This window comes from Arthrobacter sp. NPDC093128 (assembly GCF_040683875.1).
Classification (GTDB): Bacteria; Actinomycetota; Actinomycetes; order Actinomycetales; family Micrococcaceae; genus Arthrobacter.
In genome coordinates this window covers 1-13,768 of record NZ_JBFBEY010000017.1, presented here as the reverse complement: position 1 = coordinate 13,768, position 13,768 = coordinate 1, and the positions used below count along the sequence as shown (strand labels likewise).

Annotated in this window: 12 protein-coding genes; 1 reads left to right on the top strand and 11 read right to left on the bottom strand. The window is 63.9% G+C overall.

Annotated elements, in window-relative coordinates; genetic code table 11:
• Positions 1-6: 6 nt before the first annotated feature.
• Positions 7-684: a hypothetical protein gene (locus AB0N24_RS19190; protein WP_364127641.1), complete on the bottom strand. Its 678-nt coding sequence runs from the start codon at positions 682-684 to the stop codon at positions 7-9.
• Between the two features lie 61 nt (positions 685-745).
• On the opposite strand from AB0N24_RS19190, the gene AB0N24_RS19185 reads away from it, so the two are divergent.
• Complete coding sequence (locus tag AB0N24_RS19185) at positions 746-2,239, top strand: PLP-dependent aminotransferase family protein (protein WP_364127639.1); 1,494 nt, start codon at positions 746-748, stop codon at positions 2,237-2,239.
• Between the two features lie 90 nt (positions 2,240-2,329).
• On the opposite strand, the gene AB0N24_RS19180 is transcribed toward AB0N24_RS19185, so the two are convergent.
• The 10 genes from AB0N24_RS19180 to AB0N24_RS19135 form a co-directional block, all read right to left on the bottom strand.
• Positions 2,330-3,535, bottom strand: a complete 1,206-nt coding sequence (locus tag AB0N24_RS19180) for a Gfo/Idh/MocA family oxidoreductase (protein ID WP_364127636.1) — start codon at positions 3,533-3,535, stop codon at positions 2,330-2,332.
• Positions 3,536-3,546: 11 nt separating this feature from the next.
• Positions 3,547-4,665 carry a Gfo/Idh/MocA family oxidoreductase gene (locus AB0N24_RS19175; protein WP_364127633.1) on the bottom strand — a complete coding sequence of 373 codons (1,119 nt, stop codon included), beginning with the start codon at positions 4,663-4,665 and terminating at the stop codon, positions 3,547-3,549.
• Positions 4,662-5,414 carry a sugar phosphate isomerase/epimerase gene (locus AB0N24_RS19170; protein ID WP_364127630.1) on the bottom strand — a complete coding sequence of 251 codons (753 nt, stop codon included), beginning with the start codon at positions 5,412-5,414 and terminating at the stop codon, positions 4,662-4,664. Before AB0N24_RS19170 ends, AB0N24_RS19175 begins: the two co-directional genes overlap by 4 nt.
• Before the next feature lie 75 nt (positions 5,415-5,489).
• Positions 5,490-7,472, bottom strand: coding sequence for a discoidin domain-containing protein (locus AB0N24_RS19165; protein WP_364127627.1), 1,983 nt, complete (start codon positions 7,470-7,472; stop codon positions 5,490-5,492).
• A gap of 52 nt (positions 7,473-7,524) precedes the next feature.
• Entirely contained in the window at positions 7,525-8,421 is an 897-nt protein-coding gene (locus tag AB0N24_RS19160; RefSeq protein WP_364127624.1) for a carbohydrate ABC transporter permease, read from the bottom strand.
• A 12-nt stretch (positions 8,422-8,433) separates the two neighbouring features.
• Entirely contained in the window at positions 8,434-9,276 is an 843-nt protein-coding gene (locus tag AB0N24_RS19155) for a sugar ABC transporter permease (RefSeq protein WP_364127621.1), read from the bottom strand.
• Between the two features lie 119 nt (positions 9,277-9,395).
• Complete coding sequence (locus tag AB0N24_RS19150) at positions 9,396-10,691, bottom strand: sugar ABC transporter substrate-binding protein (RefSeq protein ID WP_364127619.1); 1,296 nt, start codon at positions 10,689-10,691, stop codon at positions 9,396-9,398.
• 176 nt (positions 10,692-10,867) lie between these two features.
• Complete coding sequence (locus AB0N24_RS19145) at positions 10,868-11,944, bottom strand: LacI family DNA-binding transcriptional regulator (RefSeq protein WP_364127872.1); 1,077 nt, start codon at positions 11,942-11,944, stop codon at positions 10,868-10,870.
• Between the two features lie 309 nt (positions 11,945-12,253).
• The gene (locus AB0N24_RS19140; protein WP_364127617.1) at positions 12,254-12,946 is read right to left on the bottom strand and encodes an SRPBCC domain-containing protein; all 693 of its coding nucleotides are present in this window, start codon (positions 12,944-12,946) and stop codon (positions 12,254-12,256) included.
• Complete coding sequence (locus tag AB0N24_RS19135; RefSeq protein WP_364127615.1) at positions 12,939-13,571, bottom strand: helix-turn-helix domain-containing protein; 633 nt, start codon at positions 13,569-13,571, stop codon at positions 12,939-12,941. Before AB0N24_RS19135 ends, AB0N24_RS19140 begins: the two co-directional genes overlap by 8 nt.
• Between the last annotated feature and the right edge of the window lie 197 nt (positions 13,572-13,768).

Sequence of the window (13,768 nt, the reverse complement as noted above, 5' to 3'; positions counted from 1 at the left end):
CCGCACTCAGGCGGCCGTCACCGCAGCCTGGGACTGCTCCCCTGTCCCGGGTTCGCTGGCTTCGTCGGAACCCGCGCCGGCACCCTTGCCGGCACGGTCCTTCCGTGCCTCCGGCACGGTGAACCGCGGCAACAGCAACTGAACCAGCGGGCCGATGGCCAGGGCGTAAACCACCGTGCCTACGCCCACGGAGCCGCCCAGCAGCCAGCCCGTGCCCAGAACGACGATTTCGATTCCGGTCCGCGAGGTACGGACCGACCATCCGGTCCGCCGCGCAAGCCCGGTCATGAGTCCGTCGCGGGCGCCGGGGCCGAACCGTGCGCCGATGTAGCAGGCCGACGCGATCCCGTTCAGCAGCACGGCACCCGCCAGCATGCCGATCTGGCCGCCCAGGTGCGAGAACTCCGGAATCAGCGCCAGCCCCACATCCGCGAAAACACCCACCAGGACGGCGTTGCACAGGGTGCCGAACCCGGGCCACTGCCGCAGCGGAATCCACAGGAGCAGGACGAGGAAACTGACAATGACAACCACGGCTCCGATGGAGAGTCCGGTTTTACCTGCAACGCCCTGGTGGAAAACATCCCAGGGGTCAAGGCCAAGTCCGGCACGGATGAACATGGCCAGCGATATGCCGTACATAGCCAGGCCGGTGAACAGTTGAAGGAGTCTGCGGGTCATCATGAGATCCATCCTCCGTCAAAACTGGCCTTGCAATCCATATCCAGTTTGAGATACTGGCTACATGTCCGGCTCCCTGAACCCCACTGCACTGGCACGGCTCCTCGGCGAATGGAACCGCGGCGCGGCGCCCGCCTACCGCGAGCTGGCCGACGTCGTACGCCTGCTGGTCCTGGACGGCCGCGTCCCGCTGGACATGGCGCTGCCGAGCGAGCGGGCACTGGCCGAAACCTTGGGGGTCAGCCGGACCACCGTGACCGCTGCCTACTCCAGCCTGCGTGAACAGGGATTCCTCAGCAGCCGGCAGGGCAGCCGGGGCCGGACCTGCATTCCCCGGCGGATGCCGGCGGGCAGCAACGGCCCCGGCGGTTCCACCGACCTGATCAGCCCAAACGCCCTCGCCGGTGCGCCGGGACTAGCGCCGCCGCCTGGCCTGCTCGACCTTGCCTACGCGTCACTGCCGGCCAGCGGCGAAGTGGTGCACCGCGCCTTCGCCGCCGCGCTGACGGAGCTCCCGGCACTCCTTCCAGGCTTTGGTTACGACGCCATTGGCATTGCACCGCTCCGTGAGGCGATCGCTGCCCGGTATTCCGACGCCGGGGTTCCCACCACGGCAGACCAGATCCTGGTGACGTCAGGCGCGCAGCATGCGCTGAACATCGTGCTCCGCACCCTGGCCGGCCGGCAGGACAAGGTGCTCGTGGACCATCCCACCTACCCGCACGCCCTGGATGCCATCCGCGCCAGCGGCTGCCGGCCGGTGCCTGTCGCCCTCCCGCACGGGCACGGCTGGGACGTGGACGGCATGGAAGCCGCCATGATGCAGCAGCGACCCAAGATGGCCTACGTCGTGCCGGATTTCCACAACCCCACCGGCCGGATAATGTCCGACCCCCAGCGCCGCAGGCTCGTCCAGGCCGCCGCCGCAGCCGGAACGGTGCTGGTGGTGGACGAGACGCTGCGCGAGCTGAATCTCGACGGCGTCTCCACGGCCCCGGTGGCGGCCTTCAGTCCCGCGGCGGTAACCATCGGGTCCCTGAGCAAGTCGCACTGGGCCGGGCTGCGCACCGGCTGGATCCGGGCCGGCACATCCCTGATCCAGCGCTTCGCCGCCACCCGGACCACCATGGACCTGGGCGGGCCCGTGGTGGAACAGCTGGCTGCTGCGCACCTGGTCCGGTCGCTCGCGGAACCACTGCCGGCCCGGCTGGAGGCCCTGCGCGGGAACCGGGCCGCGCTGCTTGAGCTGATCGGCGCGATCCTCCCGGACTGGCAGCCGGAACGGCCCGCCGGCGGGCTAAGCATTTGGTGCCGGCTGCCAGCGCCGATCAGCACCGCACTGACGGTCATGGGCCCCGACGTTGGAGTCAGGCTGGCAGCCGGGCCCAGGTTCGGCGTGGGCGGGGCCTTCGAGCACTACCTGCGCGTCCCTTTCACCCTTCCGCCTGCGCAGTTGGAGACCGCTGTCCTGGCCATTCGCTCGGCCCAGGACAGGCTCGACGCCGCACCCCAGCTGCGGCGCAGCCTCCGGCACACGCCCGCCGTCGCCATCGCCTGATCGGGAAAACGCTCGGAGGCCAGGCGCGCGACTTCCTCGAACGGGAGGTCGGCCCACTGGCCGGTGAACAGGGTATACGGGCGGGGCATGTCAGGCCCCTTGTATCTGTGACGCTGAACTGGCCATAACGGATTGATGGACCGGGGTTATGGCGCTTTTGTTGTGGGCTGACTCTTCGACGGCGGCCAGCACTCGTTGGACCTGGAGGCCTTCTTCGAACGACGGCGACGGTGCCTCGCCGGAGCTAATTGCCGTCAGGAAGTCACGGATCTGGTGTGTGAACGTGTGCTCCCAGCCGATGATGTGGCCCTGGGGCCACCAGGCCTCCAGATAGGGGTGCTGGGGTTCATTGACCAGGATCCGGCGGAATCCTTGCTCCCGAACCGGGGCGTCGGCGTCCAGGAAATTCAGCTCATTCAGGTTTTCCAGATTGAACGTCAGGGCTCCCCCGCTGCCGTAGACCTCGATCTGGAGGCTATTCTTCTGACCGGTGGCCACCCGCGACGCTTCGACAGAAGCTCCCATGCCTCCCGTGAGCCAGAATGTCGCCCACGCCGCGTCATCCACCGTGACGTCCTCCAACCCGGCAGGACCGGGGCGCTGTGTCACGAAGGTCTTCAGCACGCCCGAGGTTTCAAGAACCGTTTGCCCCGTGAGGTAGCCGATCTGGTCAATGGCGTGGGAGGCAATGTCGCCCAGCGCCCCGGAACCTGCGGTTTCTTTTCGAAGGCGCCAGGTCATGGGCGATTCGGCGTCGGAGAGCCAGTCCTGCAGGTACGCGGCCCGGACGTGCCGAATGGTCCCGAGACGGCCCTCCGCGATCAGTTGGCGCGCCAAAGCCAGCGCCGGGACGCGGCGGTAGTTGAAGCCGATCATCGACTGCACGCCTTGGGTACGGGCAGAGGCCGCCGCAGCAGTCATGGCTTCGGCTTCGGCGGTGGTGTTCGCCAGCGGCTTCTCCACCAACACATGTTTGCCTGCTTCAAGTGCCGCGATCGCTATCTCGGCGTGCATCCAGCCCGGGGCGCAGATGTCCACGATATCGATGTCATCCCGGTCCAGAACGGCACGCCAGTCCGTCGCGGACTCTGCCCAGCCGTACCTGGTTGCGGCTTCGGCCACCTGGCTGGCGTCCCGGCCAACGAGGAGTGTCTGTTCGAAGGCGGGGACATCGAAGAAGCTGGCGACGTTCCGCCACGCGTTCGAGTGGGCCTTCCCCATGAAGGCGTAACCGATCAGGGCCACGCCGAGGGGGCGGGTCTGATCCTGCTGCGGATTTTGATCTGCGGAAGTCATCGCGAAGTTTCCTAGAGTGTTTGGGCCGACGGTTCCCAGTCCTCTGGGAGTGCAGCGGAGGTCGGAGCGGAGCTTTCAATATCGATGAAGGTGCCGGATTCGATGGATTCGGAGACCGAGACCATGGTGTCGAGGACGTGGTAGGCGAGGTTGCCGGTTGCCCGATGTGGAACGCCTGTCCGGATGGAACGAGCCATATCCAGCACGCCCAATCCGCGGCCGTTCGCGGGACCGGTGGCCGGGATGACCGTCCAGTCCTCGTCCCCGGCCCTCCAGATACGGACATCGCCGCCGAATTCGTTGGGGTCCGGGAGCGAGATGGTGGCGTCAGTCCCGGTGATCTCCACAAAGCCCGTCCGTTCACGCGGGGACTCGAAGCTGAAGACACTGTGGGAAGACGCCCCGCTGTCGAACTGGGCCATGGCGGAGACATGGGTGGGGACCTCGACAGTGAATTTCTCGCCTGCCTTCGGGCCGGAACCGATAGCGCGCACGTCCATGGCCTTGGACCCAAGGGCCGCGACCCTGCGGACAGACCCGAAGGTCTGAACGAGGGCCGTGAGGTAGTACGGCCCCATGTCGAACAGCGGGCCGGCGCCGTGCTGGAACAGGAAGCCAGGGTTGGGGTGCCAGGATTCCGGGCCGGGTGTTTGGAACGTGGTCATGGCCGTGAGCGGCGTGCCGATGTCCCCTCGTTCAATGATCCGTCGCGCAGTCTGCAGCCCGGCACCCAGGAACGTATCCGGGGCGCAGCCGAGCCGGATGCCCGCGGCGTCGGCAGCCTTCAGCAAGCCAAGCCCCGACTCCCGGTCCAGCGAAAACGGCTTTTCGGTCCAGACGTGCTTTCCCGCCCGAACCGCGGCGGTTGCCACTTCCACGTGCGCGGCCGGGATGGTCAGGTTCACGATGATTTCGACGTCGGGATGGGTCAGCGCCGCCTCAACCCCGCCAAACTCCGGAATGCCGTATTCCTTCGCGCGGGACGCGGCAGCATCCTCGAACAGGTCCGCGATCATGTGGACTTTCAGGTCAGGGAAGCCTGTGAGGTTGTCCAGGTACTGTTTGCTGATGTTGCCGGCGCCGATAACGGCGACGCCGACCGGCCCGCGGCCGGTGGCGACGCCGCTCATGCCAGCTCTCCTGCGTTCACTGCTGCGTGCTCCAGATAGCGCAGGCTTTGGGTGATGCCATCGAAGATGTCCCCTACATAGTCGTCGAACTCAACGACACCCACCTCGAGGGATCTGGCCGCCGCAATGACTTCCAGGACGGCAATCCGGCCCTGGCCCGCGGGTTGCTGGGCCTTGATGTCGGTAGTTAGCGGGCCGTCCTTGATATGGATGAACTTCACCCGGTCACCGAGGCGCCGGAGGAGGGCTTCAGGATCCTGGCCTCCGACTGCCGCCCAGTAAACGTCCACCTCCAAGACAACCTCCGGGTCCAGCAGCCCGGCGAAGTACTCGAGGGCGGTTTGGCCCTCGATCATTGACTCCAGTTCCCACTCGTGATTGTGATACCCCACGCGGATGCCGTACGCGGCGCCCTTCTTCGCCGCGGCATTGAGCTTTTCGGCCGTAACGCGGATGTCCTCGGCCTTTTGCCAGTGCTCTGCCGGCAGGAAGGGGTCAATCACCGTGGCGATGCCCAACTCCTTGGCAGCCCCAAAGATTTCGTCCTGATCCTGACTCATCAGCGGTGCGTGGCCGGAAGGTGCCGATAGACCGTTCTCAGCAAGTGCGGCACCAAGCTCCTTGGCTGTGGCCACGAAGTCGTAGGGCTCGACCTGGGTGAAACCGATCCCTGCGACCCTGCGGACGGTGCCCGGAAGGTCGTCCTGCATGGCGTTGCGGAGGGTGAACAGCTGAATTGAATATGACATTCGTTTCCTTGTAGGTGGGCTGTGGCGGGAAGACGATGGAATATCACCGAATCCCGTGAGGTTTATTTCCTGAGTTCAGCTGTACAGGCGGACGTCAGCGATGCTCCACCAGTTACCTGCGTCGCCTGTGGAGGAGATGCGCAGATAGCGGGCCTTCGTGGCTGCCACGTCGATGTTCGTGAGCTGCGCGCTGCCAGTGCCACTGGCCTTAACTGTCCAGTTCGAGCCATCGGCGGAGGTCTCAAGCTGCCAGTTGCGGGCGTAGTCCCCGAGGCTGCCGCCGGAGTCCACTGCCACCCGGCTGAACTTCTTTGCCTTGCCCAGGTCAAATGTGAGGTTCTGGCCTGCTGACTGCGTCTGGCCACTTGACCACCGCGTGGAAGCATCGCCGTCGACGGCGAGCCTGGCATCGGTCGTGCCGCTGGTGGCGGTCGCCGTCGCACCGCTGATATCTACCGGTGCGTGGGCGTCGTCGAGTGCTTCAGAAGCCGGCCACGTGAAGGTGGCCAGTGCGCCACCGGGAAGGGTGTATTCGAACGTCCGCGAGCCGACGGAGACCGCGAAGGAGCGTGGATCGTCGTTTTCGTTGTGGACTACGAGGGCTGTGGAGCCGTCAGGGTTGCGGAAGGCGGCGTTCATGATCTGCCCGTTCCAGCCTGGGGTGCCGAAGGAGGTGCTGGCGATGCGCACGGCGCCGGGCTTTACGAACTTGGACAGGTGGCCGATGGTGTAGTACTCGGCGTTGGTGGTCACGGTGCCGTCCGGATGTGTGGTGACCAGGCCTGTGCAGGTACCGCACCCACCCAGACGCGGCCCGCCGTTTTCGTCCAGGGCAATGTTCCAGTTCACCGCCGTTTTCGACCAGTTGCGGGTGACGCCCAGGGTGATATTTCGGGCGTGCCAAACGAGGGTGTCGCGGAAGGTCTTCGCGGGCGGGTCATCAATCCCGTGTGAGCCGGAGCATTCGGTGAACCAGATGCCTTTGTCGGGGTACTGGTTGTGCAGCGCCGTCTGGGCGCTGGGGTCACCGTAGTAGCAGTGGAAGGCGGTACCGGTGATCCATTTCGATGCCTTGCTTGACAACAGTTTCGAGGCGTAGTCGGTTTCCGGGTCCTGGCCGGCCGGGGTATTCGCGATGTCACCCGGGTGTGTCGCCCAGTTGTGGTCATAGCCGAGGATCTTCGTGCCCGGGCTCTCACGCTTGAGCATGGGCCCGAGGGCCGAGATCACCCTGGCCTCGTCGGCCACGGGCATGTCCGTGCCCGGGTAGCCATCCGGTTTTCGGAACTGTGGCTCGTTCTGCACGGTGAGATAGTCGATGGGCACGCCCGCGTCCTTGTAGGCGGTCACAAAGTGCGTGAGGTAGTTGGCGTAGACATCCGCGTAGGCTGCGCCGGCTTTGAGTGTGCCCCCGTTGAGGGAGTCGCCGGTTTTCATCCATGCCGGCGGGCTCCATGGGGTGGCGACCACCTTGAGTGCCGGGTTGAGTTTTTTCGCCTGGCGCAGCAGCGGCAGGATCTGCGCCTCGTCGTGGCCGATGCTGAACTTGTCCAGGCCGAAGTCTGTCTCGCCCAGTGGCACGTCGTCATAGGTGTAGTGCTCAGCTGCCGCGGTGAAGTCCGATGAGCCCATGGGCTGGCGCAGGAAACTGACGCCGATACCGGCTGCGGGGTCGAACAGCCTGCGCATGGTCGCGTCACGCTCCGCCGGGCTGAGGGCAGAGAGCACGGCCGCCGAAGAATCCGTAATGGAGGCACCGAAGCCATCCATGCTCTGGTACGTCGTCTCCGGATCGATCACGATCGTCGGGTGTGACGAGGCAGCGGATCCGAACGGTACCGGCGCCTGCTCAGCAAGAAGCTGAGACTGGTCCACCGTGGTGAGCCACACGCGCGCATGTGGCGATTCCTCCTTTGCCACCGCGGGGGCGCCCCCGGACGACGCCGCCAGGATCGCCGTAGCAGCGATGGCCGCTACTGAGCGTTTTCGAAATTTCGCCACCAGGCCGGTGGTGTGCCGTCCGGGAGTTCGGCTGGACGATTCAGCGGGGATGGTCATCGTTTGCTTCCTTGGGTGTAGGTCCGGGTACGGGGAGAAACGGCTGGAGGACTTACTTGATGCCGGTCGCGGCCACTCCCTGGATGAAGAATCGCTGCAGGGCGATAAACAGGGCCACAATGGGGGCGATGACCAGCACCGAGCCGGCCAGCAGCAGGCCGTAGTCTGTCGCGCTCTCACCGGTCGAGAACAACGACAACGCAACGGGCAGCGTGTACTTGTCCTCGCTCTGGGCAGCCACAAGGGGCCAGAGGAAGTTGTTCCATGATCCGAGGAACGTGAGGATCCCCAGTGTCGCCAGCGGCGGCCCGCACAAGGGCATAACAATCCGCGTGAAGGTCCGAAGTTCGCCTGCTCCGTCGATCCTGGCCGCCTCGATCAGGGAATCCGGTATCCCCATCATGAACTGCCGCATCAGGAAAACGCCCAGCGGCGAGACCAGGAACGGCAGGATCAGCGCCGGATAGGTGTTGACCAGGCCCAACTTGCTGACCATGACAAACAACGGAACGAACGTCACGACGCCCGGAACCATCATGGTCACCATCACCAGCAGGAACAGGACCTTCTTTCCGGCGAAGTCCATCTTCGCCAGCGCATAGCCCACCATCGAACAGAACAGGAGGTTCCCCAGTACCGTGACGACGGCAACAATCATGCTGTTCGTGAAGAACAGGTCTATGTGCAATTCGCTGAACCAGCGCACGTAATTGTCCAGTGTGGGGTCCTGCGGCCACCATGTGACGGGCCGCCGCAGGAGCTCTCCCTGGGTTTTGAAGGATCCCAACAGCATCCAGACAAAGGGCAGCACGGTCGCGGCTCCGGCAAGCACCAGTCCGCCATATACCCAGGCCTGTTTTCCGATGGTGGAGTGCTTCCGGCGGGGTGTGACGGCCCGCCGGGGGGCCGGGCGGGCGGGCGCTGCGGGAGCGGTTTTTGTATCGGTCATCGTCTACTCGCTTCAGTCTTTGGAGCGGAGGGTACGGAACTGGATCAGGCTCAGCAGCGCGATGGCTATGAACAGCACGTAGCTGGCAGCCGAGGCCAGGCCATACTTACCGAACCCGAACTGGTTGAAGGTGAAATAGCTCACCGAGAGCGTGGAGTCCAGGGGGCCACCCTTGGTCATCACGAAAGGCTCCTCGAAGAACTGCAGGAACCCGACCGAAAGCAGGACGGCCCCCAGCAGCAGGGTGGGGCGCAGGATGGGGAGCGTGACCCTGACGAACCTTTGCCAGGCATTGGCGCCGTCCACCTGGGCCGCTTCCAGGACCTCGGTGGGGACGTTCTGCAGCCCGGCCAGGAAGATGATCATCAGGGTGCCCATATTGCGCCAGACAGCCATCAGGATCATCGCCGGCATCGACCATTCGGTGCTGTTCAGCCAATCCGGCCCCTCGATGCCCACCCAGCCCAGCACGATGTTCAGCAGACCGTCCGGTTGCAGGATGAACCTCCACACGACCGCGATGGCGACGATGCTGGTCACCACCGGTGTGTAGAAGCCGACCCTAAAGGCGCTCCGGAACCGGGTGATCCCGTTATTCAGCGCCACCGCCAGGGCCAGGCCAGCTGCCATTGTCAACGGGATTCCGACGACGACGAAGTAGCCCGTGTTGAGCATTGAGTGAAGGAACTGCTGGTTGCCGAAGAGTTCCACGAACTGGTCCAGGCCGACGAACCCAACGGCGAACGGATTCCGGACGTCCTTACTCGTGAAGTCCGTAAAGGACATCACGAAAGAGGACAGCAACGGCATCAGCATAAAGAGCCCGAAAATGAGGACGAACGGCAAAGCGAACATCCATGCGACCAGTGTCTTCCGACGGCGTCTAGAGGCGGGACTGCGGTGTTCCGGAGTCCGGGGCAGGCCAGCGGACGGAGTCCCGCCCGTCTGCCCCGTTTCCGTTGTGACGGCCATGACTACTTCCCGGTCCCGATCGAGTCGGCGGCGGCCTGCAGCTCTTTCATGGCCGCTGCGGGGTCCTTACCGGCCTTGACGATCTGTTCCAGCTGCGTGTCTGCTGCTGCCGCGACCTGGGTCCAGGTCGGGATGGTGGGAGGGAAGTTGGTGTCCTTCAACTGCTCACCGAAGACGGCGAGCTTCTTGTCATCGGCCAGGCTGGGGTCCTTCCACGCACTCTCCAGCGCGGGAAGGCTTCCCGATGCCTTGTACCACTTGATTTGGACTTCCGGCTTGGACAACCACTGAGCGAGCTTCCAGGCTCCGTCCCGGTTCTTCGCGTCCTTGAAGACCACCATGTCCGACCCGCCGATGAAGGACGTTCCACTGACCTTCTTGGGGAACGGCGCCACCGTGTACTTGTCCTCGAAACCGGGACCGCCTGCCTTGTTGAACTGAGCGAGGCCGGATGGTCCCAGGATCAGCACCGGGGCCTCGCCGTTGACGAAGGCCGCTTCGCCGGCGCCTGCCCCTGTTGCGGGGTTCTTGTTGGCCAGCTCTTCGGTGAAGAAGCTCTGGTAGTACTTCAGCGCTTCCACGATCTCCGGAGTGTCGAACGTCCACTTCGAGTTGTCCCCGCTGATGAACTGTGCGCCGTTGGACCAAAGGAACGGAAGCATGGACTGGAAGGAATCGGCACCGGACACCGGCAGCTGGAGTGGGTATTTCACTCCGTCCTGCGACTTCAGGGCCTTCGCCATAGAGGTCAGGCCGTCCCAAGTCGTGGGGAATTCCGGGTATCCCGCCTTGGCGGCAAGGTCCTTGCGGTAGTAGAGGACCCGCGTGTCGACGTACCACGGCACACCCAGGGTGGCGCCGCTGACCTCGGTGGATTTGACGGAGCTGGCGAAGAATCCAGAAGTATCAAGCTCGGCCGGCTTCGGATCGAAGGCATCACTGAAGTCAGTCATCCAGGTTGTGCCCATCTGGGCGAGATCCGGGGTGGTACCTCCGGCGATCGCCGTCTGGTACTTGTTGTGCGCGGCATCCCACGGGATTGCCGTGACATTGACCTTCACCCCAGGGTTCTCAGCCTCGAAATCCTTCACGAGCTCGGGAAGCAACTGTGCCTCCCCTCCCTGCGCCCACAAATTTATCGTGCCAGTAGCGGCACCGCTCGCGATTGCCTTGGCGGGCTCCGGGCCGCTCGAGACCGGATTGTCGCGACCGCAGCCGGTCAGCAACAGCCCCGCGGCAAGGCCAAGCGCCGCGATTTTCCTCATTCGGACACGCGTGTCCACAGTGGTTTGGATCATCGTTGTTCCCTTCAGTCAGACGCCTCGCAGCGCCGATTATCCAGCTAAGACTCCGGAATATATGCGCTTAGATAGTAAGGAAAAAAGTCCTCAATGCGCTTAGATCGGGGTGTTGACTCAATCTAAGCGCATTACTGTGATTTTGACAACAGTTTTTGGGCTATTGGCTGTTCAAGTTACTTTTCCGTGCAGCCGCAGCTTTCGCGTACTACAAGCCGTACCGGCAGCTGCCTTTCGACGAGGGGGGCAACGGGTTGAGAGATGGCGTCGACGAGGATTTCCACGGCCGTGCGCCCCATGAGTTCCATCGGCTGGCGGACCGTGGTCAGTGTGGGGCTGACAAGCCGGCCGGCGACGACGCCATCAAAACCGGTGACAGCCACCTGTCCCGGTACGGAGACCCCAGCGGCCTTGAGTGTCTCCATGACTACCAACGCTTCTTCATCATTCGCGCAAACGAAACAGTCGGGAAGCGTACTGGATTTCAGGAGATTCCTGATCAGCTCGGAAGTCACTCCGCTGGCGCCAGGCCGGCTCTCTACCACGGGCGGAACCTCTAATCCACGGTCCCGCAGCGCAGCGCTGAAAGCCTCGTACCTTGCTTCCGTCTCGACATTCGGGATACTGACAAACATCAGCTTCCGGAACCCGTGAACTTCAAAGAGGTGTTCCATGAGCTGCCGCATACCCGAGGCATTGTCCACAGTGACGTGGTGAAGCCCGTCATCGTGCGAGGGTTCAGAGAGCTCAAGAACGGGTATTCGGGCAGAGATACGCCGCGTTACTTCGGCAGGAATGGTGCGCGGAAAAATGATGAGCCCGTCGACTCGCCCGGCAATGTCAGTCACTGCCCTTTCGCTGCTGGCCTTGTTGCCGCCGCCGATCATCAGCGCGTAGCCCCGGCTAAAGCTCTCCAACTGAACACCCCGCTGAACCTCGTCAACCCACACCGGGAACAGGCGGCAATCATCATTAGGCGCCACGACAGCAGCGGCGCGGTCTTTCTTCATACCCTCCGCATCGGGCAGGAAATTCAGGAAATCGAACGAAAAGAGCCCAAGGGCCCCCGTGCGACCCTTGGCCAAGCCGCGGGCGCTGGCGCTGGGCACATACCCGAGAGCCCGAGCAGCATCCAGGACAGAGTTCCTCGTCGAATCTTTGACCCGGTGGGGCTGGCTGAAAGCAAACGAAACCGTGGCTATCGAAACCCCTGCCCGCTCCGCAACGTCATAAACAGTCGGACTCTTCGCCACTGCCACCACTCCCCTTAACACGCAGCCTGTGCGCTTATTAACCGCAGCCTATGCGCTTAACAATAGAGGTGAAAGCGGGAAGTGGATCTTGTCCACACCGCCACCACCTGATGCGCTGGAGCGAGCACCGTCCAGTAGCGAAAGTCGGAAAGCAGCCCCAACGAGAAGGACCTGAAGGTCGCCATGGTGCGGCATTCATTTATGACGCGCAAAATGCCTGACGCGCCGGTATTCCGGTAGCGCCAGGCACTTTGCGTATCGTCAGGCATTTTGCGCGTCGCTGACCAGGGCGGCCCGGCCCGCGGAATCCTACGCGTAGACCTTCTCGAGGTAGTCACCCCAGGCCTCGGCTGTGGCCTCCGGATCCCCGGTGCCACTGAAATCGTGGACGGTCATGCCCACCGGGGCACCGAACACGTTGCGGCCAAAGAACCGGTACATGGTGTCCGCTGTCCGCAGGCCCAGGAAGTTCTTGTTGGAGAAGTCCACCTGCCCCCTGAGCCGGCCGATGCCGTCGACCTCCACATCGAACGTGTCCCCCTGCGACGCGACCTCCACACCGAGGGCCTTCTTCAGCTGCACAAAGCCTTCCGGCGTCTGGGAAGCGGCGGGGCCCTGGATGTCCGTGAACACCACGGGCTGGCCGTCGAAGTACTTCAGGTACTGCCCCAGTGTGTGGAGATAGAACTCCGTGTGCTTGCTTGCGCCGTCGTACTGCTGGTCCCAGTTGTCCGCGAAGATGCCGCTGTGCACGTAATGGAGCCGGGCCCGGCCGCCCTCGAGCGGTTCCAAGACATGCTCCAGCTGGTTGAACCAGCCGTCGGGCCCGTCCATGCGGGACACCAGGTGCTGCGGGTACTCCTCGACGGTCTTCACGTCCGGCCACTGGTCAGTCGGGAACATCCAGCCGGGCGTGCCCTTGGTGACGGCTTCCCAGACACGCTCCGGGGTGCCGGGCAGCTCGGTATCGTAAACAATCTCGAATTTACGGTCGTCAGTCATTGTCCTGCTCCTTTTCCGTTTCCCCGGACGGGGTAATTTTGTTTGGTTGTTTGAGTGCGGGATGAAGCGCGACGACGATCCGGTGCTTCCGCCCGCCCGGCCCGCCGTCGTCGTGGTACTTGTCCACCAGCCGGGTGACTGCCACGCCGAGCTCTTCGGCAAAGGCGGCACGGTCGGCGGCGGTACGGAAGGTGATCTCGCCGTCGATCGCGAACGTTGCGAGTTTCTGCCGCGCGGCGGCTGCCCCGGCGATGAGCTTCCCCACTTCCTGGACCATGCGCCCGGCAAGCGCCAGCAGCCAGAAGGCGGAGAACCGGTCCGCAAACCGGTGCGGATCGGGCGCCACAGAGGCCAGTGCCACGGGCGAAATGAGGTAGGACGCCGCGGTGGCCTGCAGGACGCGCTCCGTGACGTTGCCCCTCCGGCGCTCCTCAACAAGCTCCACCAGGCCGTGCCGCTCCAGCGCCTTGAGGTGGTAGTTCACCTTCTGCCGCGGCAGCCCCACCTTCGCGGCGAGCTGGGTGGCCGAGCCGGGTTCCGCAAGCTCCCGGAGGATGCGGGTGCGGATGGGGTCCAGTGAGGCTTCGGCCGCCGCCGGGTCCTCGATCACTTCGATGTCCAACATGGCTTAAGTATCGCCACCGACAATTTTATTTGTCAAGAACTTTTTTACCGTCGGTGGCGAGTTCGCTGGAATGGTGCGGGATCGCCTGACACACAGGGAAACCCCTGTGTGTCAGGCTGTTGTGTGACAGGTTCCCTGTTGCCGGGGCCGGTGCTCAGAGCGGGGGAAGGTCCGTCATGGATTTCGTTATGCCTGTT